We start from the raw sequence: 23,424 nt of genomic DNA, 5'->3' as shown, positions 1-23,424 counted from the left end.
GGCCCGTGGTTAACCTGCCGGTATGGCCCTAGGTACAGCTTCCACCAGGACTGATCGCGCACGCACCGTGCGCGAACTGCTGGCTTCCGGCAAGCAGTCATACTCGTTCGAGTTCGCCGCCCCGAAGACCGAGAAGGGTGAGCGGACCCTGTGGAACGCCATTCGTCGGATCGAGGCCGTCGCCCCGACGTTCGTCTCCGTGACGTACGGCGCCGGCGGCACCTCCCGTGACGGAACGGTCCGTGCCACGGAGCGCATCGCCACCGACACCACCCTCACCCCGGTCGCCCATCTGACCGCGGTCAACCACTCGACGGCGGACCTGCGCAACATCATCGGCCAGTACGCCGACGCCGGGATCCGCAATATGCTCGCGCTGCGCGGTGACCCGCCCGGCGACCCGATGGGGGAGTGGGTCAGGCATCCCGACGGCCTCGACTACGCCGCCGACCTGGTCCGGCTGATCAAGGAGTCCGGCGACTTCTGCGTCGGCGTCGCCGCCTTCCCCGAGATGCACCCGCGCTCGACGGAGTGGGACACCGATGTCGCCCACTTCGTCGACAAGTGCCGGGCCGGCGCGGACTTCGCCATCACCCAGATGTTCTTCTACCCCGAGGACTACTTCCGGCTGCGGGACCGGGTGATCGCGGCGGGTTGCTCGACGCCCATCATTCCGGAGATCATGCCGGTCACGAACGTCCGCCAGATCGAGCGGTTCGCCCAGCTCAGCAATGCCGCATTCCCGCCCGAGCTGGCCGAGCGCATCCTCGCCGTCAAGGACGACCCGGCGGCGGTACGCTCCATCGGGATCGAGTACGCGACGGATCTGTGTGCGCGCTTGATGGCCGAGGACGTTCCCGGGTTGCACTTCATTACCCTGAACCACTCCACGGCGACCCTGGAAATCTACGAGAATCTGGGGCTGCACCAGCAGTCCTGATCACGGTGGCCGGCGAACGGCGGAAGTAGGGCGTATATGGGCTGGACGGTCCTCTATATCGCGTTCGGCCTGGTCGCCCTGTGGTTGCTGGGTGAGGTGCTGCTCCAGTACAAGGCCCGGCTGCGCTGGCGGCTGCTCGCCTTCACCGGCTTCCTCGGTGTGGTCGTCGGCGTCGTCATCCCGTCGGTGATCGTGATCGGGGTGGGCCTGGGCGCGTTCGCCGTCGGCCAGGTCAATGTGACGCTCTCCTTCAAGCGCGGCTTCACCACCGGCTGGGCGCTGGGCGGCAAGCCCGGCGCCAGCCGCCGCCGGCGGGGCCGTGCGGCGGGCACGCCCGCCGCCGAACCGACCCTGCAGGTCTCCGACTTGGAGGCGGCGGAGCCCACCGACGACCCCGGCCGGGGTGCCGACGGGGGCCCGGACACCTTCGAGAGCACCGGCGGTTTCCAGAACACCGGCGGCTTCCAGAACCAGGACACCTACGCCGGGCAGGGCTCGTACGACTACCAGGTCGACGGTTACGCGGCCGACGGCGGCTACCGCGGCCAGGACCCCTACCAGGACCCGCAGGACCAGAGCGTCTTCGCCACCCAGGCCTTCCCCGCGCAGTCCTACGACGGCCCGTCCTACGGTGCGCAGCAGTACGACGGGCAGGGCGACTACGCGCGGGCCGACGCCGCCGACGTATACGCCCCCCAGCCGATGCCCGACGAGACCGGCCAGTACGGCGTCTACAGCCCCGACGCCCGCACCCCGCAGCCCGGCTACGGCGGCTACGACGCCTACGGCACCGCCGCCGACAGCGGGAACGGCGACGGCAACGGCTATGCGTACGGCGGCGGTTACGGTCAGACCGCGGCCGGCCAGGACGCCTACGCCGACCCCTACGCGGCCTACGGAGACGGCACCGGCCAGGGCCAGGCGCCCTACTCCGACCCCTACACCGGCGCCCAGCAGTACTCCGGGTCCTACGACCCCTACGAGCAGCAGGACCCGTACGCCCAGCCGTCCTACGGCGCGCAGCAGTACGACGGGCAGGGCGGGCCGACCGGCCAGAACGCGGGCCAGGGCTACGGCGGGACACCGCCCGGCGGGGCCTGGGTCCCGCAGCAGCGCGACGGCGAACTCCCGCCCGAGCAGCCGCCCTACCCGTACCAGCAGCAGGGGTACGACGGGCAGCAGTACCGCTACTGATCCGCACGGACCGGACGGGGGCGCGGCGACGGCTCCTGCCGGCCACGGCCGCCGTCAGACCCGCACCCGGCCGCCCTCAGGGCCTACCGCTCGCCTCCCGCCGCCTCCGCGCTCAGGTGGAGCCGTGCCAGTCGTCGCCGTTCACGATCAGGCCCGCGACGAGCGCGCCGGACATCCCGGAGTGCGCCAGCCCGCCGCCCGGGTGCGACCAGCCACCGACCGCGTAGAGCCCCGGTATCCGGGTGCGGTTGCCGGGCCGCAGAAAGCGGCCGTCCCGGCCCGCCAGTGCCGGGCCGGGCACCAGCGCGTCCTCCGAGGGCGGCAGCACCTCGCGCCACAGCATCCGCTCCCGCAGCCCCGGCACGGCCGCCTCGGCGACCTCCACCAGCCGGTCCGCGGCCGCCTCGGCGGCCGCCCCCTCAAGCCGGCCGGCCGGTCCGGGCGGCGCGACGGTCGCGGTCAGCGTCACGGCCTCATGGCCGTCGTCGGGCCGGGTGGCGGCGTCGTCCGGGCGCAGCACGGTCACCGTCGGTCGCGCGCAGGCCGCCACCGGACCGTCGCCGTCGCCGAACACGCCCGCCAGTTCCGCCGCGCGGTCAGCGGCGTGCACGACGGTCCGGTGGACGGCACCCGCCTCGCGCGCTCCGCGCAGCGCCAGGCAGACCGTGAGCCGCCCCGTCGCGCGAGCACCGGGGTCGGACTGCGGCCGAACGTCGTCCGGCCCGTACGGCTCGCGCCCGTCGAGGAGCGCCGGCAGCCGGGCCGGAGCGATGCCGGCGACCACGAACTCGGCTTCCGAGGCCCGCCCGTCGGCCAGCTGGACACCCGTCGCCCTGCCGTCCTTCTCGACGATCCGGGTCACCTCCGCGCCGAAGGCGAACTCCACCTTGCGCGCCAGGCAGCGCTCGTACAGCGCGTCGGCCAGCGCCCGCATCCCGCCGCGCGCGTACCAGCTCCCGAAGGTCTGCTCCATGTACGGCAGCACGGCGGCGCTCGCCGGGGCGCTGCGCGGGTCGAAGCCGTACGCCAGCGCATGGCTCTCCAGCAGCGCGATCAGCCGGGGGTCGGCCAGCTCACGGCGGGCGACCTCGGCGAGCGTGGCGGTCGTGGGGCCCTTGCCGCGCCCGAACAGCCCACGTCTGCGCACCGCCGGATACGGATCGCGCCCCAGCACCCGCCACTCCGGCCACAGCGGCTCCTCCAGGAGCGGCCGCCGGGTGGCGTCCCAGGCCTCGCGGGCGCGGCCCACCAGCGCGCTCCAGCGCTCACCGGCGCCCGCGCCCAGCGCCTCGTCCAGGGCCGCCAGAACGCCGGCCCGCGAGGCGTTGGGCAGCGACACGGCCGTGCCGTCGGCGAAGACATGGCGGCTCGCGGGGTCGACCTGGGACAGCTCGACGCGGCTCTCCAGCGGCTCGCGGCCGGTCTTGAGGAACAGGTCGCGGTAGACGGCCGGCAGATGCAGCAGGCCCGGCCCCGTATCGAAGGAGAAGCCGTCCCGCTCCAGCCGCCGTACCGCGCCGCCGTGCGTCGCGCCGCGTTCGAACACCGCCACCTGGTGGCCCGCGACGGCCAGCCGGGCGGCGGCTGCCATCGCGCCCATCCCGGCGCCGATCACCGCAATCCGTGCCATGCCTGCGACTTTATCCGGCGCCACTGACAACGCCCGCGCCGCCGGCGGCAAGGCGGCTAGGGGGTGTCCGATGGGTCAGGGTCGGATAGGCCGCGGCGTCTGGTGCGGTGCATCGCAAGGCGCCGGAGCGTCTTGATAGCGGAGCTATCGGGATGTTTCGGCAACGCCGCGAGGTGCCGTGCCAGACGCCGCGGACCCGGCCATGACCCATCGGACACGCCCTAGGCCCGGGGCGGGCGCGCTCAGCCCGCCGGTGGCACCGCCTCGCCCGCCGCGGCCAGCCGCTTCTCCTCGCGTCGGGCACGCCGGCGACGCAGGAACCGGCGGATCCGCGACCAGAGCAGGACCACCATCGCGATGCCCGCGGCCAACAGCACCGCCGCGATGACCGCCGCGGCCACCGGATAGAAGACCGCGAACGCGATGAGCCCGGCGACGCCGAGATCCTCCAGCAGGCTCAGCACGATGTTGCTGGCCGGCTCCGGCGAGGTGTTGACCGCGATCCGCGCGCCCGCCTTGACCAGATGGCTCAGCAGCGCCGTGGTGCCGCCCACCGCACCCGCCGCCAGCTCGGGCAGCGAACCGTCGTGCCCGGCCAGCAGTGCCGCCACCACGCCGCCGGAGATCGGCCGGATCACCGTGTGCACGGCGTCCCAGACCGAGTCCACGTACGGGACCTTGTCGGCGACGGCCTCGCACACGAAGAGCACCCCGGCCACGATCAGCACATCGGGGCGCTGCAGCGCCGCGGGCACCTCATCGGTGACGCCGGCCGTGCCGAGCAGGCCGAAGAGCAGGACGACGGCGTAGGCGTTGATCCCGCTCGCCCAGCCACTGGTGAAAACCAAGGGAAGTACGGACACGCCGGAGATCGTAGGCCCCCACTGGGGGCCGGTGCTCAGCTTTGAGTATCCGTACTCAGACGACCAGATGAGTAGGTACGCGGATAGGCCGGAACCCGCCAGGACGGAAGAGTATGCGCCACGGAAGGGAAGCGGCGCCGCACCGCCGACACGGGGCGGCGGAGCGGCGCGGCTCCCGGACGTGACGGGGGACACGGGGGAAGTACGGGGGCACGGGGGCTCCACGGGGGAGCACGGGGGAAGCGCTGTCCTGGTCGGATCGGCGGGGGAACGATTCGTGCCAGGGCGGCGCACTCTTTTGTGCGGGCCCACGGGGGAGAAAGGGTGCGCGCCGTTACCTGACCACGACGGCGCGCACTTCTCTCCCGGCCGCTACGAGGGCGGGCCGCCGACCCGTCCCTGGAGCAGCCGCGACAGCGCGGCGTGCACCTCGTCGATCGACCGGTCCGGCTGGTAGGACTGCCAGTCCAGGGCGGCCACCAGGACCATCCCGAACAACGCCGAGGCCGTCAGCGGGATGTCGATCTCCTCGCTCAGCTCCTCGTTGGCCACCGCCTCCCGCAGCACGTCCTCCACCACCGTGATGGCCCGCTGGCGCACCACCATCAGCGTCGACTGCCAGGCCCGGTTGGTGCGCCACAGCTCGGCGACGTAGAGCTGGGTGAGCGCCGGGTAACGGGAGATGAAGTCCAGCCCGGCCCGGATCATCGCGTCCAGCGCGTCGATCCGGCTGCCGCCCCGGTCCGCCACGTCCTCCGCGGCAGCCTGCAAGGAGGTCGCCAGCAGCTCTATACCGTGCCGCAGCAGCTCCTCGAAGAGAACGTTCTTGCTCGCGAAGTTGTAGTAGACGGTGCCCTTCGCGACGCCCGCCCGCTCGGCGATCTCGTCCACCGTGGTGGAGGAGAAGCCCTGTTCGGCGATGAGGGTGACCGCGGCCTCGAAGAGCTTGCGCCGGGTGGCGTCGCGGCGTGTAGTGGAGCTGTCCATGGAGGCGATTGTGCCGTTACCCATGGGGTGCGCGCTCACAGGCTCAGCTCCGGATGCAGGTCCTTCATCCGCACCACCTGGCGGCCGCGCGCCGTCAGGGACGTCAGCACCAGCGCCCCGGCGGTGAACGCCAGCAGCACCGCACTGCCCTGCCATACGGGCGCGAGGTCACCGCCCGTGATCAGCCGGCGCAGCCCCTCCACGATGTAACTCATCGGCAGATACGGGTGGATGGCGCCGAAGAAGCCGGGGCTGGTCTGCACCGGGTAGGTGCCGCCCGCCGAGGTCAGCTGGAGCATCAGCAGCGCCAGCACCAGGATCCGTCCGGCCGGCCCGAACTGCGCGTTGAGCCACTGCACGATCGCCGAGAAGCAGGCCGTGACCAGCACCAGGAAGCCGATCGTGCCGGCCGCCCGCACCATCTCCAGGCCGAGCGCGAAGTGCAGTACGGACATCAGGGCCGCGGTCTGCAGCACCCCCACGCCCACCACCGGCAGCCAGCCGGACACCGCCACCCGCCAGGCGGACGCGCCCATCGCCAGCGCCCGCCGGTTGAGCGGCTGGATCAGCATGTACGCCACCATGGCGCCCACCCACAACGACAGCGGGATGAAGTACGGGGCGAACCCGGTGCCGTAGTTCGGCGCCTTGTGGGCGGAGTCCGAGGCGAGCTGCACCGGGTCGGACATGACCAGGGTGCGTGCGTCGCGGTCCTTCTTGCCGTAGTCGGGGATCTTCTTCACCCCGTCGTGCAGCCCGCCGGCCAGCTTCCGGGAGCCGTCGGAGAGCTTGAACAGCCCGCCGTCCAGGGTGTGCGCGCCGCTCTTCAGCTTGCCCACGCCCGAGTCCAGGTCGCCCATACCGGACGCGGCCCGGCCCGTGCCGTTGTGCAGTTGGTGGGCCCCGTCGTCGAGCTTGCCCGCACCGGCGGCCAGTCGGGCGTTCCCGGCGGCCAGCTTGTGGGCGCCCGCGGACACCTTGTGCGCGCCGTCGTTGAGGTCGTTGATCTTCTTGACCGCGGCGTCCATGTCGGCGCCGAGCGTCGGCCCGTGCTTCGCCAACTCGCCCGCAAGGTCGTGCAGGGCGGCCAGGTCCCGGTCCAGCTGGTCCAGGTTCTTCTGGTCGTGCACGTACCCGCTGATCTCCTCGGCCTTGTCCGCCGCGGTGGCCGCGTCGTCCTTGAGCCGCTTCAGCTCGTCGCAGGAGGTCTCCAGGGTGATGCCGCTCTCACAGCGCGAGTGGTAGTACCTCGCCAGGTGGTCGGAGATCCCCCGGGAGAGCTTCGCCCCTGTGGAGGCCGCCGCCGGCAGCGCGCCCAGGTGGTCGCGGACCGCCTGCGAACCGTCCGCGACGAGCTGCGCCGCCTCGCCGATCTCCTTGCCGTGCGCCCGGACGAAGGGCCCCACCTTGCGGTCGATGCCGTTGACCGTGTCGGCCAGCTGCTGAGTGCCGTCGGCCACCTGCCGCGAGCCGTCGGCCAGTTGGCGCGACCCGTCGGCCGCCGTGCCGGCTCCCCGCGCCAGGTCGGAGCTGCCCTGGGAGAGCCGCCCGGCCCCCGAGTCGAGGTCGCCCAGGCCGGTGACGAGCCTGCCGCTGCCGTCCTTCGCGGTGCCCAGCCCGTCGGCCAGTTTGCCCGCGCCGTCCTTGGCCCGCCCGATGCCGTCCCGGAGGCGGCCGGCGCCGTCCGCGGCCTCCTGGGTCTTGTCGTGCAGGGTCGAGAACGAGACGAAGATCTTGTCGAAGAAGGTGCGCGACGCCTTCTTCGAGGCCGCCGCGCGCACCTCGGAGAACACCGTCCGGGAGATCTGCCCGACGATGTAGTTGTTCGCGTCGTTCGTCCGCACCTTGAGGGCGCCGGTCTCCGGGTGGTCACCGGAACTGGAGGCGATCCGCCGGCTGAAGTCCTTCGGGATGGACAGCGACAGGTAGTACGTGCCGTCCTCGACGCCCCTGGCGGCCTCCTCGGCGTCCACCGGGCGCCAGTCGAAGGTGTGGCTGTCGGCCAGTCCGTCGACGATGTTGTCGCCCGCCGAGATCCGCTTCCCGCCGACGTCCGCGCCCTTGTCCGCGTTGACCAGCGCGACCGGTATCTTGTCCAGCCGCCCGTACGGGTCCCAGAAGGACCACAGGTACAGCGCGCCGTACAGGAGCGGCAGCAGCAGAAGGGCCGCCAGCGCCGCGCGCGGCAGCTTCCCCCTCCCGAACCGCTTCAGCTCAAGCGCGGCCAGCTTCGGCGAGCGCATCGGCCGCCCCCTCCTCGTCGTCGTTCTCGTCCTGTGCGGGGCGCTCGTCGTCCCCGTTCTGCGCGGGGTGCTCGTCGCGCTTGTCCTGCGAGGAGGGCTCGTCGTGCCGGTCCTGTGAGGGCTGCTCGTCGTGGTCGTCCTCAGAGGTGGCCTGCTCCGGGCGGCCGCCCGTATCCACCAGCACCACGCCCTCGCCGCCCTCGGGGGGCTCGCTGCACACCGCGAGCACCGTCGTGCCGGCCGCCGCCAGCCCGCGCAGCATCGTCCAGGCCGCCGCACGCTCCTCGTCGGACAGCTTCAGATCGGTGTCGTCGACGGCGAGCAGCCGCGGGCCGCCGATCAGCGCCAGTGCCACGGACAGCCGCAGCGCCTCCAGCCGCTCCAGGTCGCGCACGGAGGTACGGATCCCCTTGGGCAGCGTCTCCAGATCGAGGCCGGCCGCCTCGAGCGCGCCGTCCACCAGTGCGCGGGCCTCGGCCCTGCGCTCCCGGCGCGGACGCAGCAGCGCACGCGGCGAACCACCGAACCGTCCCTGCAACAGGGCGCGTTCGCGCAGATGCTCGCCTACAGTGAGAGAGGGATCAAGCTCGGCGACGCCCGGCACATGGGCGAGCGCGGACACGGACCGGACCGCGGCCATCTTCTTCGGCAGCGGCAGCCCGCCGACCTCGGCGGTGCCCGCGGCCGGCTTCATCCGCCCGGTGAGCGCGAGCAGCAGACACGTACGGCCCGAGCCCGAAGGGCCCTGTACGGCGATCAGCGATCCGGGCTCGGCAGTGATGTCGATGTCCCTGAACGCCCATCCGCGGGGGCCTTTGACCCCGAATCCCGCGGCCGTGACCGCCGCCCCGTGCGGGGTGCTGTCCACGATCCCCTCCCTTGAACTGACCAGTCAGTTCAAAACACTATGCAGCATCCCACCCCCCGTTCCGCAAGAGGGTGTGGCGAATCGATGGGCAATCCGCCGGGATTCCCTCGGGGTTCCACGGGGATTCGTCCGCGCTCGGCCGGACTTTTCGTGGTGAGTCGGACGGGTGGGGCAGTGGGGGCTCTGGTCGGGATCGGGGCCGGGGTTCCGGTCGCAGTCTGCTCGGGAATCCGGGCGGGAGTGTGCGCGGAGTGCGAAATCCTTCCCGTTTCCCACGAAAGGGCAGGTCAGGGGCGATTGTCAGTGGTGTACCTCACGATGGGGTCATACGGTCCGAATCAGCATTCGGTCCCAACCGGCATGCGACGACAGGAGGTTCGTCATGGCAGCTCGTCCCAACGGGGGCAGCTCCGCTGCGTACGGTCCCCCGAGCGATGTCCACCCCGTCCTGCGGCGGGCCACCGCACCACCCGCCGCCCTCGACCTGCTCGCCCAGGCCCAGCACGGCCTCGACGAAGCCCAGATCCTGGAAACCCCCAACGAGCGGTTCGCCACGGCCCATCTGGCCGCGCTGCGCACCGCCGCCGCGGTCCTCGCCGTCCGCGGCCGTCCGGAGACCACGGTACGGCGCAGGCAGCGTATCCGGAGTGCCTGGGAGGTGCTGCCGGAGGTCGCCCCCGAACTCACGGAGTGGAGCGCCCTGTTCGCCGCCGGAGCCGCCCGCCGGGCCAAGGCCGAGGCCGGCATAGCCGGCGCGGCCAGCCGCCGCGACGCCGACGATCTCCTGCGCGATGCCGCGATGTTCCTGCGCCTGGTGGAGCGCATGCTGCTCCTCCAGCCGTCCCTGCCGCCCCAGCGGGCGGGGTAAGGGGGAGGGGAGCCCGGGGGCGGCAGTCCGAAATCTCCGGGAGAGGTGGTGAGGGGGGTGAGGGGGGTGAGGGGGGAGGGAGGGGAAGAGGGGAGAGGGCGACTTCCTGCCCCTTGCGGTCCCACACCCTGGGGCACCCTCCGGGGCAGCCCCTTCGGCACCCTCCGGGGCTCCAGCCGTCCCCGGGGCGCCACCCAGATCGCCACCCGGGCCGCGGCCCTCCCCCGGCGACCACCCCATCAGCGATCACGCCCCGCATGACGATCACGGCATAACGATCACGCCGCGCGCAATCCGTTCGGCTCTGCAATCGGCGGATGGCGTGGGACGGAATAGGGTGGTGGACGCCTAGATGTTCATGCCCCCGCCGAGGAGCCACCCGCCGTGTCTGACCCGCTGCGCCCGCGCGCATCCCTTCGTACCGCCGTGGTCTGGGACGTCCTCAAGGACGCCCTGGAGCGCCGGGTCAAGGCCGCCGGGCGCGACGCCCTGGACGTCCTCGACACCGGCGGCGGCTCCGGCAACTTCGCCGTGCCGGTCGCCCGCCTCGGCCACCGCGTCACCGTCGTCGACCCCAGCCCCAACGCCCTCTTCGCCCTGGAGCGCCGCGCCGCGGAGGCGGGCGTGGCCGACCGGGTGCGCGCCGTACAGGGCGACGCCCACGGCCTGTTCGACGTCGTCGAGCGTGGCGGCTACGACACCGTGCTCTGCCACGGCGTGCTGGAGTACGTCGACGACCCGGCCGAGGGCATCCGCAACGCCGTCGACGCGCTGCGCCCGGCCGGCACCCTCAGCCTGCTCGCGGCCGGTCTGGGCGGCGCCGTCCTCGCCCGCGCCCTCGCGGGCCACTTCACCGAGGCCCACAAGGCCCTCACCGACCCCGCCGGTCGCTGGGGCGAGGGCGACCCGATGCCCCGCCGGTTCACCGCCGACCAGCTCACCGAGCTGATCGCCTCTACCGGCCTGGAGGTCGGCTCGGTCCACGGGGTGCGGGTCTTCGCCGATCTGGTCCCCGGCGTGCTGGTCGACACCGAGCCGGGTGCCATGGACGCGTTGCTGAAGCTGGAGGCGGCCGCCGCCGAGCAGCCCGCGTTCCACTCCGTGGCCACGCAGCTGCACGTACTCGCGGAGCGCGACTGACCCGCACGGCACGGCCGGCTACCGCGTGCAGTCGGCCACAGGCCACCCGATCAGCCCCTTCGCCCCGTATGATCGGGGTACGACGTTCCGGCATGACGGACAGGCGGGTGGGGAATGCAGGCAGCATCACCACCGGCCGCTGCGGCGGCCCGGACAGTGAATTGGCGTCGAGGGGCGGGTTTCACGGGGGCGAATCCCTGCCTATCCTGAAAGGGTCGCACCCCGGTCGCCCCCCGCGACCGACGAGTAGGAGGACTCCGTGCCGCTCTCGGAGCACGAGCAGCGCATGCTCGAGCAGATGGAGCGAGCGCTGTACGCCGAAGATCCCAAGTTCGCGACAGCGCTTGAGGGAAGCGGGCTGCGTACGTACACCCGGCGACGGGTCTACCAAGCGGTCGCGGGCTTCCTGGTGGGTATCGCCCTGCTCATGGCCGGCATGGTCGCGCAGCAGATCTGGATCAGCGTGGTGGGATTCCTCGTCATGCTCGGCTGCGCGGTGCTGGCGGTCACTGGATGGCGCAAGGCTCCCAAGCCCGGTGAGCAGCAGGCCGGCGCGGGTGCGGGTACGGCGGCACGCCGGCAGACCAGGCAGCGGCGCTCGATGATGAACCGCATCGAGGACCGCTGGCAGCGGCGTCGGGACGAGCAACAAGGTCACTGACGCCCCGAGGTCCGGCACCTCAACCGGTCTGGATCTCTCCTTCTCCGCGGTGCCGTTTTTCTTCGTAGTGCTGTGGTCCTTCAGTTCTTCGTGATGCTGTGGCCGCCCGTCGGGAACGGGCGGCCACAGCGCGTTTTGTGTGTCGCTCAGGCCGCCTGACCTCGGCTCACCTGCGTGCTACCTGAGCGGCCGCGCCTTCCTGAGCGCACCTTGCTGATCACCCTGGTCACGGTTGATCACCTTGGTCATGGCCCGCTGTTCCTGCTGCGCCGGTCATGCCCGCCGCCGGCGTTCCGGCCGTAGGGCTGCCAGTGCGCGTCGTGCCGAGGCGACGGGGCGGCTGGTACGGCACCGGAGTATCAGGGACGCCCAGCGGGCCGCGCAGGCCCACCGGAGGCGGGCCGCGGAGCGCGGGGCGAGCAGGGCGCGCAGCCGTATGCCACGCGTCGCGCCGGCCTGCAACCCGGCCCGCACCTGTTGTACGTCCGAGGCGAGGCCGGATGCCGGCTGGGGCCGCGGGGCGTACAGGACCTGCTCGACGGCGGCCGCGACGCGGTGCGCGGCCGCTGCGGGCTCCGGTTGCAGTTCCCCGACGCGAATGATCCGCGCGGCCGCCTTGCGCGGCGTCAGCGACTCGTCCGGCAGGATGCCGAAATCCCAGGCGGTGTCGAGCAACTCCTGCCAGGCGGCGAGGGCGGTCGCCGTATCGTCCCGGCCCGGGCCGCCGGCCAGCCGCCCGTTGCGGATACGCAGCCGCCACAGCAGCGGGAGCGCGGGCAGCACCAGGACGAGCAGCGCGGCCAGCGCGATGCCGGCCACCGCCCAGGGCGAGGGGCCGTCGTCGGACGGGGGGACGCCGGACTCCGCGGGCAGGGCCGCGCAGGCCGAGCCCGCACCGGACGGCCGCTCGCCGGGTCCGCACGAGGGCGTTGTCGACGGGGCCTCGGGGGAGGCCTCGGGCCGGGAGGGCGCGGGCGCCGGGTTGTCGGGGTCGGCCGTGTCCGAGGTGTCGGGGTAGGCGTAGTCCGGGATGGTGCCCCGGCTCGGGGTCGGCTCGAAGCGGGTCCAGCCGATGCCCTGGAAGTACAGCTCTGGCCAGGCGTGCGCGTCCTTGAGGCTGACCGACGTCGTGCCGTCCGGCTGCTTCGTGCCCGGGGTGAATCCGACCGCGACCCGGGAGGGGATGCCCAGCGTGCGGGCCATCGCCGCCATCGAGAACGAGAAGTGGACGCAGAAGCCTTCCTTGTCCCGTAGGAAGCGCGCTATGGCCTGGGAGCCGCTGCCCGCCCGGACGTCGGTGTTGTAGTTGAACCCGCCGTAGAGCGCGAACCAGTCCTGGAGCTTGACGGCCCTGGCGTAGGCGGTCGGTGCGCCCTTGGTGACCTGGCGGGCGGTGCTCCGCACGACCTCGGGGAGCGAGTCCGGGACCTTGGTGTACTCGCGCAGCAGGTCCGCGGGCGGCGCCGCGGCGCCGGCCAACTGTCGGGACGTGGGCCGCACCTGCAGGCTCTCGACCTGGTACTGCAGACCGCGGGTGTTCTGCCCGCGGTCCCCGACGAGCGTGCGGCCCTGGGGTTCGTAGCGCCAGCGGCCGGAGATGTCCACCTTGGAGGCGGGGAAGGGGAGCGGCAGCCAGTTCTGGGCGTACCACTGCGCGGTGGAGATGGAGGTGTTGATGCGGTTCAGGTCGACCCTGGGGCTGAGGCCGGTCGGTTGGGGGAGCCGCTCGGGGACGTCGGTGACCGTCCGCTCGGACGGCTTCCAGGTCGTGCCGTCGAACTGGTCGAGGGCGACGATCCGCAGATACAGATCCCGGGTGTCGGCCGCGGTGGTGCGGTAGTTGAGGACCTCTTTGTCCTCGGGTTGGTTGAGGCTGTCCTGCAGCGACACCAGGGGGTTCACCGCGGAGATCGTGCCGCCACCGCCGCCGGGGCCCGCACCGCTGCCGGTGCGGCCGAGCAGTCCGCCACCGAGGGAGGGCAGTGCGGCGGGCACCACCAGCGCGATGCCCAGCACCAGGGCGCCGATCCGGTGGCCCGTACGGACCGGGGTCGGGGCGGCTGCGCCCGCCCTGGCGGCGAAGCCCTGGCCGCCCGGCCGGTCCGCTCCGGCAGCCGGGCCGCCGAACACCCGGCCCCACTGGGAGAGCCGGTCCCGGCCCTCGGCCAGCAGGAGCAGCAGATAGCCGGCCGCCGCGAGCAGGAACCACAGCCAGCCCGCGCCGCCCTGGGTCAGCCCGGCCGCCACCGAGTACAGCGCGAGCAGCGGCAGCCCGGCGGGAGCGGCGCTGCGGTACGTGACCGCCAGCGCGTCGACGATCAGGCCGATCACCAGGACACCGGCGATCAGCAGCAGTCGGATGCCGGGGGTGACGGGGGCCGGGATGGCGTACCGGCCGACGTCCTGGACGCCGTTGTTCAGCAACCGGCCGAACTCCGCGAGGGCGTCCGGGCCCGGCAGCAGCCCGAGGATCGCCTCGCTCGGGGCGAAGAGGAAGGTCAGCAGCAGGACGGACACCAGGGCCTGGGCACCGATGGTCAGCGGCCTGGCGAGGGGGACCCGGCGGGCCGCGGCTCCCGTGCCGGTCAGGAACGCCAGCAGCACCGCCGCCTGGAACATCCAGCCGGCCGGTTCGACCAGCGGCAGCAGCGCGCCGGCGGCGCACAGGGTGGCCACCGCCGCGGTCAGCGCCAGCCGCGCCCGGCCGCTCATGTCCCTGCCCCGCATCGTCCGGGGCGGCCTTCGTACGCCCCGCGGTCGTGCGCCAACGTCCAGCTCCCCCTCATGTCCGTCCCCCTGCCACCGCCGCCGAGCCCTCGCCCGTCTCTCCGCCCACGTCGGCCGCCCGTTCGGACATCGTCCCCGCACGGTCCGCCGCCACCCGCCACAGGTCGGGGAGGGAGTCGCCGGGTGTCACCGGCAGCGCCGTCCAGCCCGCCCGCCGCAGCAGCCGCAGCCGCTCGGTCACCGGGACCTGGCCGGTGGAGAACCTGATGCCGCCGGGGCCCCGGGTCCAGGCGTCACCGTCCAGGACGAAGGCGATCGCGGCGCCCGTACGCCGGCGCATCTGCCCGGCGACCGCGGCCTGTTCGTCGTCCAGATCGCCGAAGAAGGCGACCAGCAGTCCTTCGCTGCCGCCGCGCAGCACGTCGTACGCCGCCGAGAGTCCCTCCTGCTCGGAGTGCTCCACGACGGCGAGGGTGTCCAGCAGCAGGCCCGCGGCGTCGGCGGACGCCGCGCCGCCGGCGAAGCCGCCGTGGCCGTCGGGACCGGGCACGGACGTACCGGTGTCCGTCAGCAGCCGGACCGAGAAGCCGCGCTCCAGCAGATGCACCGCGGTCGACGCGGCCGCCGTCACCGCCCACTCGAAGGCGGAGTCGGGGCCGCCTCCCGGATGGGCGAGCTCGCGGGTGTCGAGCAGGACCGTGCAGCGCGTCTTCTGCGGCTGCTCCTCCCGGCGCACCATCAGCTCGCCGCGGCGCGCCGTGGACCGCCAGTGGATCCGGCGCCGATCGTCGCCGTGCCGATAGTCGCGCGGAATGATGTCGTCGTCGCCGGCCAGTGCCAGCGAGCGCTGCAGTCCGTCGCCGTACCCGGCCGCCTCGCCGGCCAGCCGGACGGCGGGCAGCGGCTCGGTCCGGGGCACCACCGTCAGCGTGTCGGAGGCGCTGAAGGAGCGGGTCAGCTCGCACATGCCGAACGGGTCGGACAGGCGCAGCTGCAGCGGTCCCAGCGGATAGCGGCCGCGCAGGTCGGAGCGGACGCGGTAGGAGACCTCGCGGCGGCCGCCGGCCTCGACGCGGTCCAGGACGAAGCGCGGCCGGGGGCCGAGGACGTAGGGCACCCGGTCCTGGAGCATCAGCACGCCCGTGGGCAGCCGGGAGATGTTCTCCATCCGCAGCCGGACCCGGGATTCGGCGGCCGCGGGCACCCGGGCGGGGGAGAGCGTACGGCTGCCGGCGACGCGGTAGCGGGTGCGGTGCAGCACCAGGACGCACACCAGCGGCAGGGCCGCGAGCAGCAGCCCGACCCGCAGCAGATCCGCCTGCCCGAGGAGGTAGGAGCACACCGCGGCGGCCACCCCGGCGGCCAGGAACGACCTGCCCCGTGTCGTCAGCCCCCCGAGGGCCGTCCGTAGCCCGCCCCGCTCGGGCGTCCCCTTGATGCCCCCCTCCGCCATCACAACCCCCGTACGCCGGGCGGCTGCCGGCCGTGGCTCCGCCACGGCTGCGCGGAGGGGTCGGGGACCGGGACGCGCTGCAGGATCTCCAGCACGAGCTGTTCGGCCGAGCGGCGGTTCAACTGGGCCTGGGCGGTGGGCAGCAGGCGATGCGCGAGCACCGGCACCGCCAGGGACTGCACATCGTCCGGCAGGGCGTAGTCCCGCCCCAGGAGCGCGGCGGAGGCCTTGGCGGCGCGCAGCAGATGCAGCGTGGCCCGCGGCGAGGCACCGAGCCGGAGCTCGGGGTGGCTGCGGGTGGCCACCACCAGGTCCACGACGTATCTGCGGACCGTCTCGGCGACATGGACCTCGCGCACCGTGTCGATCAGCTTCAGGATCTCGTGGGCGTGCGCCACCGGCTGGAGGTCGTCGAGCGGGGAGGCGCCACCGTGCACATCGAGCATCTGCAGCTCGGCCGACGGGCTGGGATAGCCGATCGACACCCGCGCCATGAAGCGGTCCCGCTGCGCCTCGGGGAGCGGGTAGGTGCCTTCCATCTCCACCGGATTCTGCGTGGCGACGACCATGAACGGGCTGGGCAGTTCATAGGTCTGCCCGTCCATCGTGACCTGGCGCTCCTCCATGGACTCCAGGAGCGCGGACTGCGTCTTGGGAGAGGCGCGGTTGATCTCGTCGCCGATGACGATCTGGGAGAAGATCGCGCCGGGCTTGAACTCGAAGTCGCGGTGCTGCTGGTCGAAGATGCTGACGCCGGTGATGTCGGAGGGCAGCAGGTCGGGCGTGAACTGGATGCGCCGCACCGAGCAGTCGATGGAGCGGGCCAGGGCCTTGGCGAGCATGGTCTTGCCGACGCCGGGAACGTCCTCGATCAGCAGATGGCCCTCGGCGAGAAGCACGGTCAGCGCGAGCCGTACGACCTCCGGCTTGCCTTCGATGACGCTCTCCACCGACCGGTGGACGCGCTCCGCGGTGGCGGTCAGCTCCCCCCGGGCGCTCGGCTTCCCCCGCACGGGCGGACCCTCAAGGCTCGCTCGTTCGTCATACGTCGTCACTCGGCCCTCCTCGGCCCTGCACTACGGGCCGATGCCCCCTCTGCGGACCCGGCCCCTCCCCGAACACGCGCGTCCCGCCCGGCCACCGCCGGCGCGACGTCACCTACGCATTCTTGCTGCCCGCGCGGCTCCGCGTCATGACCTGTGGATAACTCACCACGCAATATCCGTACCTTCCCGGCGAACCGGTCCTTCCGGCTCGATCCACGGGTCCACCGGGAAGGTTGCGCAGGTCAGGCGCGCGGCTCGATTTCCCGCAGCAGACCCGTTGTCACGTCGAACACAAAGCCGCGGACGTCGTCGGTGTGCGGAAGGAAGGGGGAGGTGCGCACTCGCTCCATGGACTGCCGGACATCCTCGTCGAGGTCCTTGAACGCCTCGACGGCCCAGGTGGGGCGCTGTCCGACCTCGTCCGCCAGCTCGTGGCGGAAGTCCTCGGTCAGGTTGAGCAGACCGCAGCCGGTGTGGTGGATGAGGACGACGGAGCGGGTGCCGAGGGCCCGCTGGCTGATCGTCAGGGAGCGGATGATGTCGTCGGTCACCACACCGCCCGCGTTGCGGATGGTGTGGCAGTCGCCGAGTTCGAGGCCGAGGGCGGCGTGCAGGTCGAGGCGGGCGTCCATACAGGCCACCACGGCGACCTTGAGGACCGGCCGGGCGTCCATGCCGGGGTCGGTGAAGGCGGCGGCATAGCGCTGGTTGGCCTCGACGAGACGGTCGGTAACCGTGCCACCGCTACGGGCGGCGGGGTCGTCGGCGGACTGGGACAGCGGCTTCGACGCAGGTATGGGCATGGATTCACGGTAGTCGCCACATGCTGTTTCGGCTGCATGAGAGGCCGGGCATAGGGGGCAACATCACTCCTTGTGAGGTAATGCACAGGGCCGCCCGCGCGCCCGCCATCCGGGTGAGAGGCCGTCGCGAGGCCCGCGGAAAGCCGTCGCAGGACGCGCGGAACCGGTTGATTGACCGGGACAGCCGGTGGACTAAAGTGGCGCGAAGTGGGAGGCGTGACGCTCTCCTTGGATACCGAATTCCTCGCGTGCGCGAATCGTACGTACGGCTCGGCCTCCTCCCGCTCCTATGGTCTTCCGACGTCACTTCCCCGTCGCCGGAGGGCCACTTCCCCTTCAGAGCGGGCGGGGACCAAGCGGTACGTGCGGCATCCCCCAGCCAGCGGCCGGGGGACCCACCTGCCGCCCGGCCCATCGGAAGGCGCATGAGCAGCAATACTCGCCACGTACCCGTCATGCTCCAGCGTTGCCTGGACATGCTCGCCCCCGCGCTCACCGAGCCCGGTGCGGTCGTCGTCGACTGCACGCTCGGCCTCGGAGGGCACAGCGAGGCGTTGCTCACCGCCTTCCCGGCGGCCCGCCTCATCGCCCTCGACCGTGACCCGGCCGCCCTGAAGCTCGCGGGTGAGCGGCTGGCTCCCTACGGCGAGCGCGCCACCCTGGTGCACGCCGTCTACGACGAGCTCCCCGAGGTCCTCGACCGGCTCGGGACCCCGCGCGTTCAGGGCGTGCTGTTCGACCTCGGCGTCTCCTCCATGCAGCTCGACGAGGCCGACCGCGGCTTCGCGTACGCGCAGGACGCCCCGCTGGACATGCGGATGGACCAGACGACCGGCATCAGCGCCGCCGAGGTCCTCAACACCTACGCACCCGGTGAGCTGGTGCGGATCCTGCGCTCCTACGGAGAGGAGAAGCAGGCCAAGCGGATCGTCGCGGCCGTCGTACGCGAGCGCGAGAAGGAGCCGTTCACCAACAGCGCGCGGCTGGTCGAGCTGATCCGCGACGCGCTGCCGCAGGCCGCCAAGCGCACCGGCGGAAACCCCGCCAAGCGCACGTTCCAGGCGCTGCGCATCGAGGTCAACGGAGAGCTGGCGAGCGTGGAGCGGGCCATCCCGGCCGCGGTGAAGGCCCTCGCCGTCGGCGGCCGGATCGCCGTCCTGTCGTACCAATCGCTGGAGGACCGGCTGGTCAAGCAGGTCTTCGCGGCCGGTGCGAGCAGCACCGCGCCGCCCGGACTGCCGGTCGTCCCCGAGCGCTACCAGCCCCGTCTGAAGCTGCTGACCCGTGGCGCCGAACTCCCCACGGAGGAGGAGATCGCCGAGAACCGCCGCGCCGCCCCCGCCCGGCTGCGCGGCGCGGAGCGGATCCGCGAGAACGTCGAGGACACCGCGTGAGAGGCCAGGGGCGGCCGCGGAGACAGAAACGGCTCTCCGCGCTGTTCCCCTCCTCCGCCGCGGCCCGCGGCACCGCGGCACGCACCCCTTTCGTGCTCCTGATCGTCGTCCTGCTCGGCTCCGGACTGATCACCCTGCTGCTGCTCAACTCCGCGCTCAACCAAGGGTCGTTCGAGCTCGACAAGCTGGAGCGCGAGACCGGCGAGCTGACCGACGAGCAGCAGGCGCTGCAGCAGGAGGTGGACGCCTCCTCCGCCCCGGACGCGCTGGAGCGCCGCGCCCGTGAGCTGGGGATGGTGCCCGGCGGCTCCCCGGTGTTCCTGCTCCCGGACGGCAGGGTGCTCGGCCGGCCGCACACGGCCACGTCCCAGGGCGCGCCGCTGAGCACCTCCGCCAAGCCCTCGGCGTCCGCGCTCCTGGGCGCGGCCGCACTGACCGCCCCGTCCGACTCGTCCGCCCCCTCCGCCCTGTTCGTCCCGCCGGCGCCGCCGGTCGCGCCGCCCTCGATCGAGCCGCCGGTCCCGGTCGGCTCCGTCACGCTGGCCCCGGAGAGCACCCCGCGGCCGGCGGGCCCCCATGGCACCCCGACCGCGTCGGCCTCTGCGGTCTCCCCGGCCCCCAGAGCCGCCCCCGCATCCCCGGCCACCGCCACCCCGTACGTCCCGTTCGCCTCCGGCGCCCCCACCGCGCCCGCATGGGTGCCGGCGCCCGCCCCCTCCCCGACGACCTCCGGCAGGTGAACGCGGCATGACCGAGCCCAGGGAACCCCGCCGGGTACCGCGCCCCGCCCAGCGCGGCGGTCGGGCCGGGAACCGCGCCGGCCGGCCGCCCGCAGCCGGGCGCCCGCGGCCCAAACCCGGCACGCCCCGGCAGGGCACTCCCAGGGCCGGCAACGGCCGACCCGCCTCTCGGCCGGTGCGCCCCCGCTCCGGGCCGCCGCCGCTGCGGCTGGCCAGCCCGCGCCCCCGGCTGCGGCTGGTCGCCCTCGGGCTGACGCTGGTCATGCTGGTCTTCGTCGTACGGCTCTTCCAGGTGCAGGCCGTGGACGCCGACGCGTACGCCGCCAAGGCCAACGAGAACCGCTATGTGCCGGTCAAGCTGGCCGCCGAGCGCGGGGCGATCACCGACCGCAACGGCGTGAACCTGGCCACCACTGTGGACGCGTACGACATCACCGCCGACCCGAGCCTGCTGACGCCGGACAAGACCAAGATCGACGACGCCCCCCGACGGGCCGCCGCGCTGCTGGCGCCGCTCCTCGGCGAGGACGCGGCCACCCTCACCCGCAAGCTCGACCAGCCCAAGGTCCGCTACGTCCTGCTCGCCCGGCAGCGGACCCCGCAGGTCTGGAAGCGGATCAAGGACCTCCGCAAGGACCTCGACGTCAAGGCGGCCACCGCCCCCAAGCGCGCGCCCCGCCCCAACGTGCTGGTCGGGATCTTCGCCGACAAGCACTCCAAGCGCCTCTACCCCAACAAGGACCTGGCCTCCGGCGTCCTCGGCTTCGTCAACAGCGCGGGCAAGGGCGGCGGCGGCCTGGAGGCGCGCCTGGACAAGCAGCTGGCGGGCAAGGACGGCAAGTTCGTCTACGCCCAGTCCGGCGGCCGCCGGGTGCCCACCGCCGACACCCAGGAGATCCCCGCCGTCCCGGGTACCGACGTCGAGCTGACCCTGGACCGCGACATCCAGTGGGCGGCCCAGCAGGCCATCGCCGAACAGGTCGCCAAGTCCGGGGCCGACCGCGGCTACGTCGTCGTCCAGGACACCCGAACCGGCGAGATCCTGGCGCTGGCCAATTCCCCCGCGTTCGACCCCAACGACGTCTCCCGGGCCGACCCGGAGGCGCTGGGCAACGCCGCGCTCTCCGACGCCTTCGAACCGGGCTCCACCAGCAAGCTGATGTCGATGGCCGCCGTACTGGAGGAGGGCGTCGCCACCCCCTCCACCCGGGTCACCGTGCCCAACCGGCTGCACCGCGGCGACCGGCTCTTCGCCGACGACGTCGACCACAAGACCTGGCATCTGACGCTCAACGGCGTACTCGCCAAGTCCAGCAACATCGGCACGATCCTGGCGACCGGCCAGCTCGGCAGGACCCAGCCCGAGGCCAACCGGGTGCTCTACTCCTATCTGCGCAAATTCGGCATCGGCAAGCCGACCGGGCTGGGCTTCCCCGGGGAGACCGCCGGCATCCTGGCCACGCCACAGCACTGGAACACCTCGCAGCAGTACACGATCCCGTTCGGTCAGGGGCTGTCGCTCTCCGCCCTGCAGGCCGCCTCCGTCTACTCCACGATCGCCAACGGCGGCGAGCGCATCGCCCCCACCCTGGTCCGCGGCGGCACCGGACCCGACGGCCACTACGTCCGGGCGCCCAGGCCCGCCAAGAACCGCGTGGTCGGCAAGGAGACGGCGCGCACGCTGGCCGCCATGCTGGAGTCGGTGGTGGACGACGAGGAGGGCACCGGTTCGAAGGCGAAGATCGACGGCTACCGGGTCGGCGGCAAGACCGGCACGTCCAACCGGGTGGACCCCAAAACGGGCCGCTACCACGGCTACACCGCCTCCTTCGCCGGCTTCGCGCCCGCCGACAAACCCCGGATCACGGTCTACTGCGCCGTGCAGAACCCCACCAAAGGCAGCTATTTCGGCGGCCAGGTCTGTGGTCCGATCTACCAGCAGGTCATGGCGTTCGCGCTGAAAACCCTCCAGGTCCCGCCGACCGGCGCCAAGCCCCCGCGGCTGCCGGTCACCTTCACGCCAGGCCAATGAAATCGAGGCAATTCCGCCGTGACGACCATCACCCCCGCCGGGTCCCCCGAGCACCGAAGCCGCGCCTCCACACAACCCTCACTTCGCCCCGGGCCCGATCGGCCCGGTACGCTCACCGCCGTGTCACACGCTGATCAGTCCCCGAAAGCCCCGCACGCTGAGAAGGGTGGCCCCGGCAAGTACCCGGGAGCGCCGCGCCCTGACCAGGTCCGCCCCACCCCCCTGGCGGACCTCGCCGAGCAGCTGGGCACCCCGATCTCCGCCGCGGGCCACCCCGGTGGCGACGCCGCAGAGCCCGTCGCCGTCACCGGGATCACCCATGACTCCCGGGCGGTCCGGCCCGGCGACGTCTATGCCGCGCTGCCCGGTGCCCGGCTGCACGGCGCCGACTTCGTCGCCCAGGCCGCCGACCTCGGCGCCGCGGCGATCCTGACCGACCCGGCGGGCGCCGAGCGCGCCGCCGCGACCGGTCTGCCGGTCCTGGTCGTCGACAACCCGCGCGCACGGATGGGCGCCCTGGCCGTCTCGATCTACGGCGCGCCGGGCGAGGACCTGCTCCAGATCGGCATCACCGGAACCTCCGGCAAGACCACCACCGCCTACCTCATCGAGGGCGGCCTGCGGGCCGCGGCCGCCAAACGCCCCGACGGGGGGCTGACGGGCCTGATCGGCACGGTGGAGACCCGTATCGGCGACGAGCGCATCAAGTCCGAGCGCACCACCCCCGAGGCCACCGACCTGCAGGCGCTGTTCGCGGTCATGCGCGAGCGCGGCGTCCGCGCCCTGGCCATGGAGGTCTCCAGCCACGCGCTGGTCCTGGGCCGGGTCGACGGCTGCGTCTTCGACGTCGCGATCTTCAACAACCTCAGCCCGGAGCACATGGAGTTCCACTCCGGCATGGAGGACTACTTCCAGGCCAAGGCCCAGCTGTTCACCAAGGCCCGCAGCCGCGCCGGGGTTGTGAACCTCGACGACGAGTACGGCAGGCGGCTGGCCGAGGGCGAGTCCGAGGTCCCGGTCACCACCTTCTCCGCCGAGGGCCACCCGGATGCGGACTGGCGCGCCTCCGACGTCGAGGTCGGCGCGCTCGGCTCGACCTTCACCGTGCACGGCCCCGACGGCCGGACCGTGCGGGCCGCGTCCCCGATCGCCGGCCCGTTCAACGTCGCCAACGCGCTCGCCGCGATCGTCTCGCTGGTCGTCGCCGGCATCGACCCGCAGACCGCGGCCGACGGCGTCGCGGCGGTGCCCGGCGTCCCCGGCCGCCTGGAGCGCATCGACGCCGGCCAGCCGTATCTCGCGGTGGTCGACTACGCGCACAAGACCGACGCCGTCGAATCGGTCCTGCGCGCGCTGCGCAAGGTCACCGACGGCAAGCTGCACGCCGTGCTCGGCTGCGGCGGCGACCGCGACCCGCACAAGCGTGCCCCCATGGGCTCCGCGGTGGCCCGTCTCGCCGACACTGCCATCCTGACCTCCGACAACCCCCGCACCGAGGACCCGCTCGCGATCCTCGCCACCATGCTCGCGGGCGCCGCCGAGGTGCCGGTCCACGAACGCGGCACGGTGCTGGTCGAGGAAGAGCGGGCAGCCGCCATCGCCGCAGCCGTCGCCCGCGCCGAGCCCGGCGACACCGTGATCGTCGCGGGCAAGGGCCATGAGCAGGGCCAGGACATCGCCGGAGTGGTCCGCTCCTTCGACGACCGTCAGGTGCTGCGCGAGGCCATCGAGGCATCACTGAAGTCGCAGCAGTCACCGCAGCCGAACCACCGGGGATGACACACCGCCATGCGCGCACAACCCTTTTGCCGCCACCGCCCGCCCCGTATCGGGGG

18 protein-coding genes are annotated in these 23,424 nt (G+C 72.8%); 9 read left to right on the top strand and 9 right to left on the bottom strand.

Annotation, left to right across the window (positions count from 1 at the left end; genetic code table 11):
- The first annotated feature begins 22 nt into the window (after nt 1-22).
- On the top strand, nt 23-940 hold the full coding sequence (gene metF / locus WAB15_RS11880) for a methylenetetrahydrofolate reductase [NAD(P)H] (RefSeq protein ID WP_407286187.1): 918 nt from the start codon (nt 23-25) through the stop codon (nt 938-940).
- Between the two features lie 36 nt (nt 941-976).
- Nucleotides 977-2,134: a hypothetical protein gene (locus WAB15_RS11875; RefSeq protein WP_407286186.1), complete on the top strand. Its 1,158-nt coding sequence runs from the start codon at nt 977-979 to the stop codon at nt 2,132-2,134.
- Between the two features lie 112 nt (nt 2,135-2,246).
- Here WAB15_RS11875 and WAB15_RS11870 read toward each other — a convergent pair whose 3' ends face one another.
- From WAB15_RS11870 to WAB15_RS11850, 5 genes are all read right to left on the bottom strand, one after another.
- Nucleotides 2,247-3,764 carry a phytoene desaturase family protein gene (locus WAB15_RS11870; protein WP_407286185.1) on the bottom strand — a complete coding sequence of 506 codons (1,518 nt, stop codon included), beginning with the start codon at nt 3,762-3,764 and terminating at the stop codon, nt 2,247-2,249.
- Between the two features lie 242 nt (nt 3,765-4,006).
- Nucleotides 4,007-4,627, bottom strand: a complete 621-nt coding sequence (locus WAB15_RS11865; protein ID WP_393494211.1) for a DUF4126 domain-containing protein — start codon at nt 4,625-4,627, stop codon at nt 4,007-4,009.
- A 372-nt stretch (nt 4,628-4,999) separates the two neighbouring features.
- Nucleotides 5,000-5,614 (bottom strand): TetR/AcrR family transcriptional regulator, encoded by a 615-nt coding sequence (locus WAB15_RS11860; RefSeq protein WP_399147547.1) that lies wholly within the window; start codon nt 5,612-5,614, stop codon nt 5,000-5,002.
- Between the two features lie 35 nt (nt 5,615-5,649).
- A complete protein-coding gene (locus tag WAB15_RS11855) occupies nt 5,650-7,857 on the bottom strand; it encodes a YhgE/Pip family protein (RefSeq protein WP_407286184.1) in 2,208 nt (735 codons plus the stop codon).
- Nucleotides 7,829-8,725: an ATP-binding cassette domain-containing protein gene (locus WAB15_RS11850; protein WP_407286183.1), complete on the bottom strand. Its 897-nt coding sequence runs from the start codon at nt 8,723-8,725 to the stop codon at nt 7,829-7,831. Before WAB15_RS11850 ends, WAB15_RS11855 begins: the two co-directional genes overlap by 29 nt.
- Nucleotides 8,726-9,107: 382 nt before the next feature.
- Between WAB15_RS11850 and WAB15_RS11845 the strand changes: the two genes are divergently transcribed.
- From WAB15_RS11845 to WAB15_RS11835, 3 genes are all read left to right on the top strand, one after another.
- On the top strand, nt 9,108-9,593 hold the full coding sequence (locus WAB15_RS11845) for an SAV_6107 family HEPN domain-containing protein (RefSeq protein ID WP_407286182.1): 486 nt from the start codon (nt 9,108-9,110) through the stop codon (nt 9,591-9,593).
- Between the two features lie 384 nt (nt 9,594-9,977).
- Nucleotides 9,978-10,733: a methyltransferase gene (locus WAB15_RS11840; protein ID WP_399147551.1), complete on the top strand. Its 756-nt coding sequence runs from the start codon at nt 9,978-9,980 to the stop codon at nt 10,731-10,733.
- A 259-nt stretch (nt 10,734-10,992) separates the two neighbouring features.
- Nucleotides 10,993-11,394 carry a DUF3040 domain-containing protein gene (locus WAB15_RS11835; RefSeq protein ID WP_393494196.1) on the top strand — a complete coding sequence of 134 codons (402 nt, stop codon included), beginning with the start codon at nt 10,993-10,995 and terminating at the stop codon, nt 11,392-11,394.
- 273 nt (nt 11,395-11,667) lie between these two features.
- Here the strand turns inward: WAB15_RS11835 and WAB15_RS11830 are convergent, their stop codons facing one another.
- The 4 genes from WAB15_RS11830 to WAB15_RS11815 form a co-directional block, all read right to left on the bottom strand.
- On the bottom strand, nt 11,668-14,106 hold the full coding sequence (locus tag WAB15_RS11830) for a transglutaminaseTgpA domain-containing protein (protein ID WP_407286181.1): 2,439 nt from the start codon (nt 14,104-14,106) through the stop codon (nt 11,668-11,670).
- Nucleotides 14,107-14,176: 70 nt separating this feature from the next.
- Nucleotides 14,177-15,574 (bottom strand): DUF58 domain-containing protein, encoded by a 1,398-nt coding sequence (locus WAB15_RS11825; protein WP_407286180.1) that lies wholly within the window; start codon nt 15,572-15,574, stop codon nt 14,177-14,179.
- Nucleotides 15,574-16,629, bottom strand: coding sequence for an AAA family ATPase (locus WAB15_RS11820; RefSeq protein ID WP_399147554.1), 1,056 nt, complete (start codon nt 16,627-16,629; stop codon nt 15,574-15,576). Before WAB15_RS11820 ends, WAB15_RS11825 begins: the two co-directional genes overlap by 1 nt.
- A 233-nt stretch (nt 16,630-16,862) precedes the next feature.
- Nucleotides 16,863-17,423 carry a beta-class carbonic anhydrase gene (locus WAB15_RS11815; protein WP_399147555.1) on the bottom strand — a complete coding sequence of 187 codons (561 nt, stop codon included), beginning with the start codon at nt 17,421-17,423 and terminating at the stop codon, nt 16,863-16,865.
- Nucleotides 17,424-17,848: 425 nt separating this feature from the next.
- On the opposite strand from WAB15_RS11815, the gene rsmH reads away from it, so the two are divergent.
- Genes rsmH through WAB15_RS11795 form a run of 4 tightly spaced genes read left to right on the top strand, consistent with a single transcriptional unit; the run spans nt 17,849 to nt 23,368 of the window.
- On the top strand, nt 17,849-18,817 hold the full coding sequence (gene rsmH, locus WAB15_RS11810) for a 16S rRNA (cytosine(1402)-N(4))-methyltransferase RsmH (protein WP_407286179.1): 969 nt from the start codon (nt 17,849-17,851) through the stop codon (nt 18,815-18,817).
- Nucleotides 18,814-19,557, top strand: coding sequence for an FtsB family cell division protein (locus WAB15_RS11805; RefSeq protein WP_407286178.1), 744 nt, complete (start codon nt 18,814-18,816; stop codon nt 19,555-19,557). Before rsmH ends, WAB15_RS11805 begins: the two co-directional genes overlap by 4 nt.
- 7 nt (nt 19,558-19,564) lie before the next feature.
- Nucleotides 19,565-21,589, top strand: a complete 2,025-nt coding sequence (locus WAB15_RS11800; RefSeq protein ID WP_407286177.1) for a peptidoglycan D,D-transpeptidase FtsI family protein — start codon at nt 19,565-19,567, stop codon at nt 21,587-21,589.
- A gap of 18 nt (nt 21,590-21,607) precedes the next feature.
- Nucleotides 21,608-23,368, top strand: a complete 1,761-nt coding sequence (locus tag WAB15_RS11795; protein ID WP_399147559.1) for a UDP-N-acetylmuramoyl-L-alanyl-D-glutamate--2,6-diaminopimelate ligase — start codon at nt 21,608-21,610, stop codon at nt 23,366-23,368.
- The last annotated feature ends 56 nt before the right edge of the window (nt 23,369-23,424 follow it).

Source organism: Streptomyces sirii (genome assembly GCF_045690365.1).
Classification (GTDB): domain Bacteria; phylum Actinomycetota; class Actinomycetes; order Streptomycetales; family Streptomycetaceae; genus Streptomyces; species Streptomyces sirii.
Note: the sequence above shows the minus strand (reverse complement) of the source record. Positions and strands in the feature narration are given on the sequence as shown.

Excerpts from the sequence above, each read along its gene's own strand:
- WAB15_RS11855 (WP_407286184.1), bottom strand. The coding sequence starts at position 7,857 with ATGCGCTCGCCGAAGCTGGCCGCGCTTGAGCTGAAGCGGTTCGGGAGG.
- WAB15_RS11845 (WP_407286182.1), top strand. The coding sequence starts at position 9,108 with ATGGCAGCTCGTCCCAACGGGGGCAGCTCCGCTGCGTACGGTCCCCCG.
- WAB15_RS11875 (WP_407286186.1), top strand. The coding sequence starts at position 977 with ATGGGCTGGACGGTCCTCTATATCGCGTTCGGCCTGGTCGCCCTGTGG.
- WAB15_RS11815 (WP_399147555.1), bottom strand. The coding sequence starts at position 17,423 with ATGCCCATACCTGCGTCGAAGCCGCTGTCCCAGTCCGCCGACGACCCC.
- metF (WP_407286187.1), top strand. The coding sequence starts at position 23 with ATGGCCCTAGGTACAGCTTCCACCAGGACTGATCGCGCACGCACCGTG.
- WAB15_RS11800 (WP_407286177.1), top strand. The coding sequence starts at position 19,565 with ATGACCGAGCCCAGGGAACCCCGCCGGGTACCGCGCCCCGCCCAGCGC.
- rsmH (WP_407286179.1), top strand. The coding sequence starts at position 17,849 with ATGAGCAGCAATACTCGCCACGTACCCGTCATGCTCCAGCGTTGCCTG.
- WAB15_RS11825 (WP_407286180.1), bottom strand. The coding sequence starts at position 15,574 with ATGGCGGAGGGGGGCATCAAGGGGACGCCCGAGCGGGGCGGGCTACGG.
- WAB15_RS11870 (WP_407286185.1), bottom strand. The coding sequence starts at position 3,764 with ATGGCACGGATTGCGGTGATCGGCGCCGGGATGGGCGCGATGGCAGCC.
- WAB15_RS11860 (WP_399147547.1), bottom strand. The coding sequence starts at position 5,614 with ATGGACAGCTCCACTACACGCCGCGACGCCACCCGGCGCAAGCTCTTC.
- WAB15_RS11830 (WP_407286181.1), bottom strand. The coding sequence starts at position 14,106 with ATGAGCGGCCGGGCGCGGCTGGCGCTGACCGCGGCGGTGGCCACCCTG.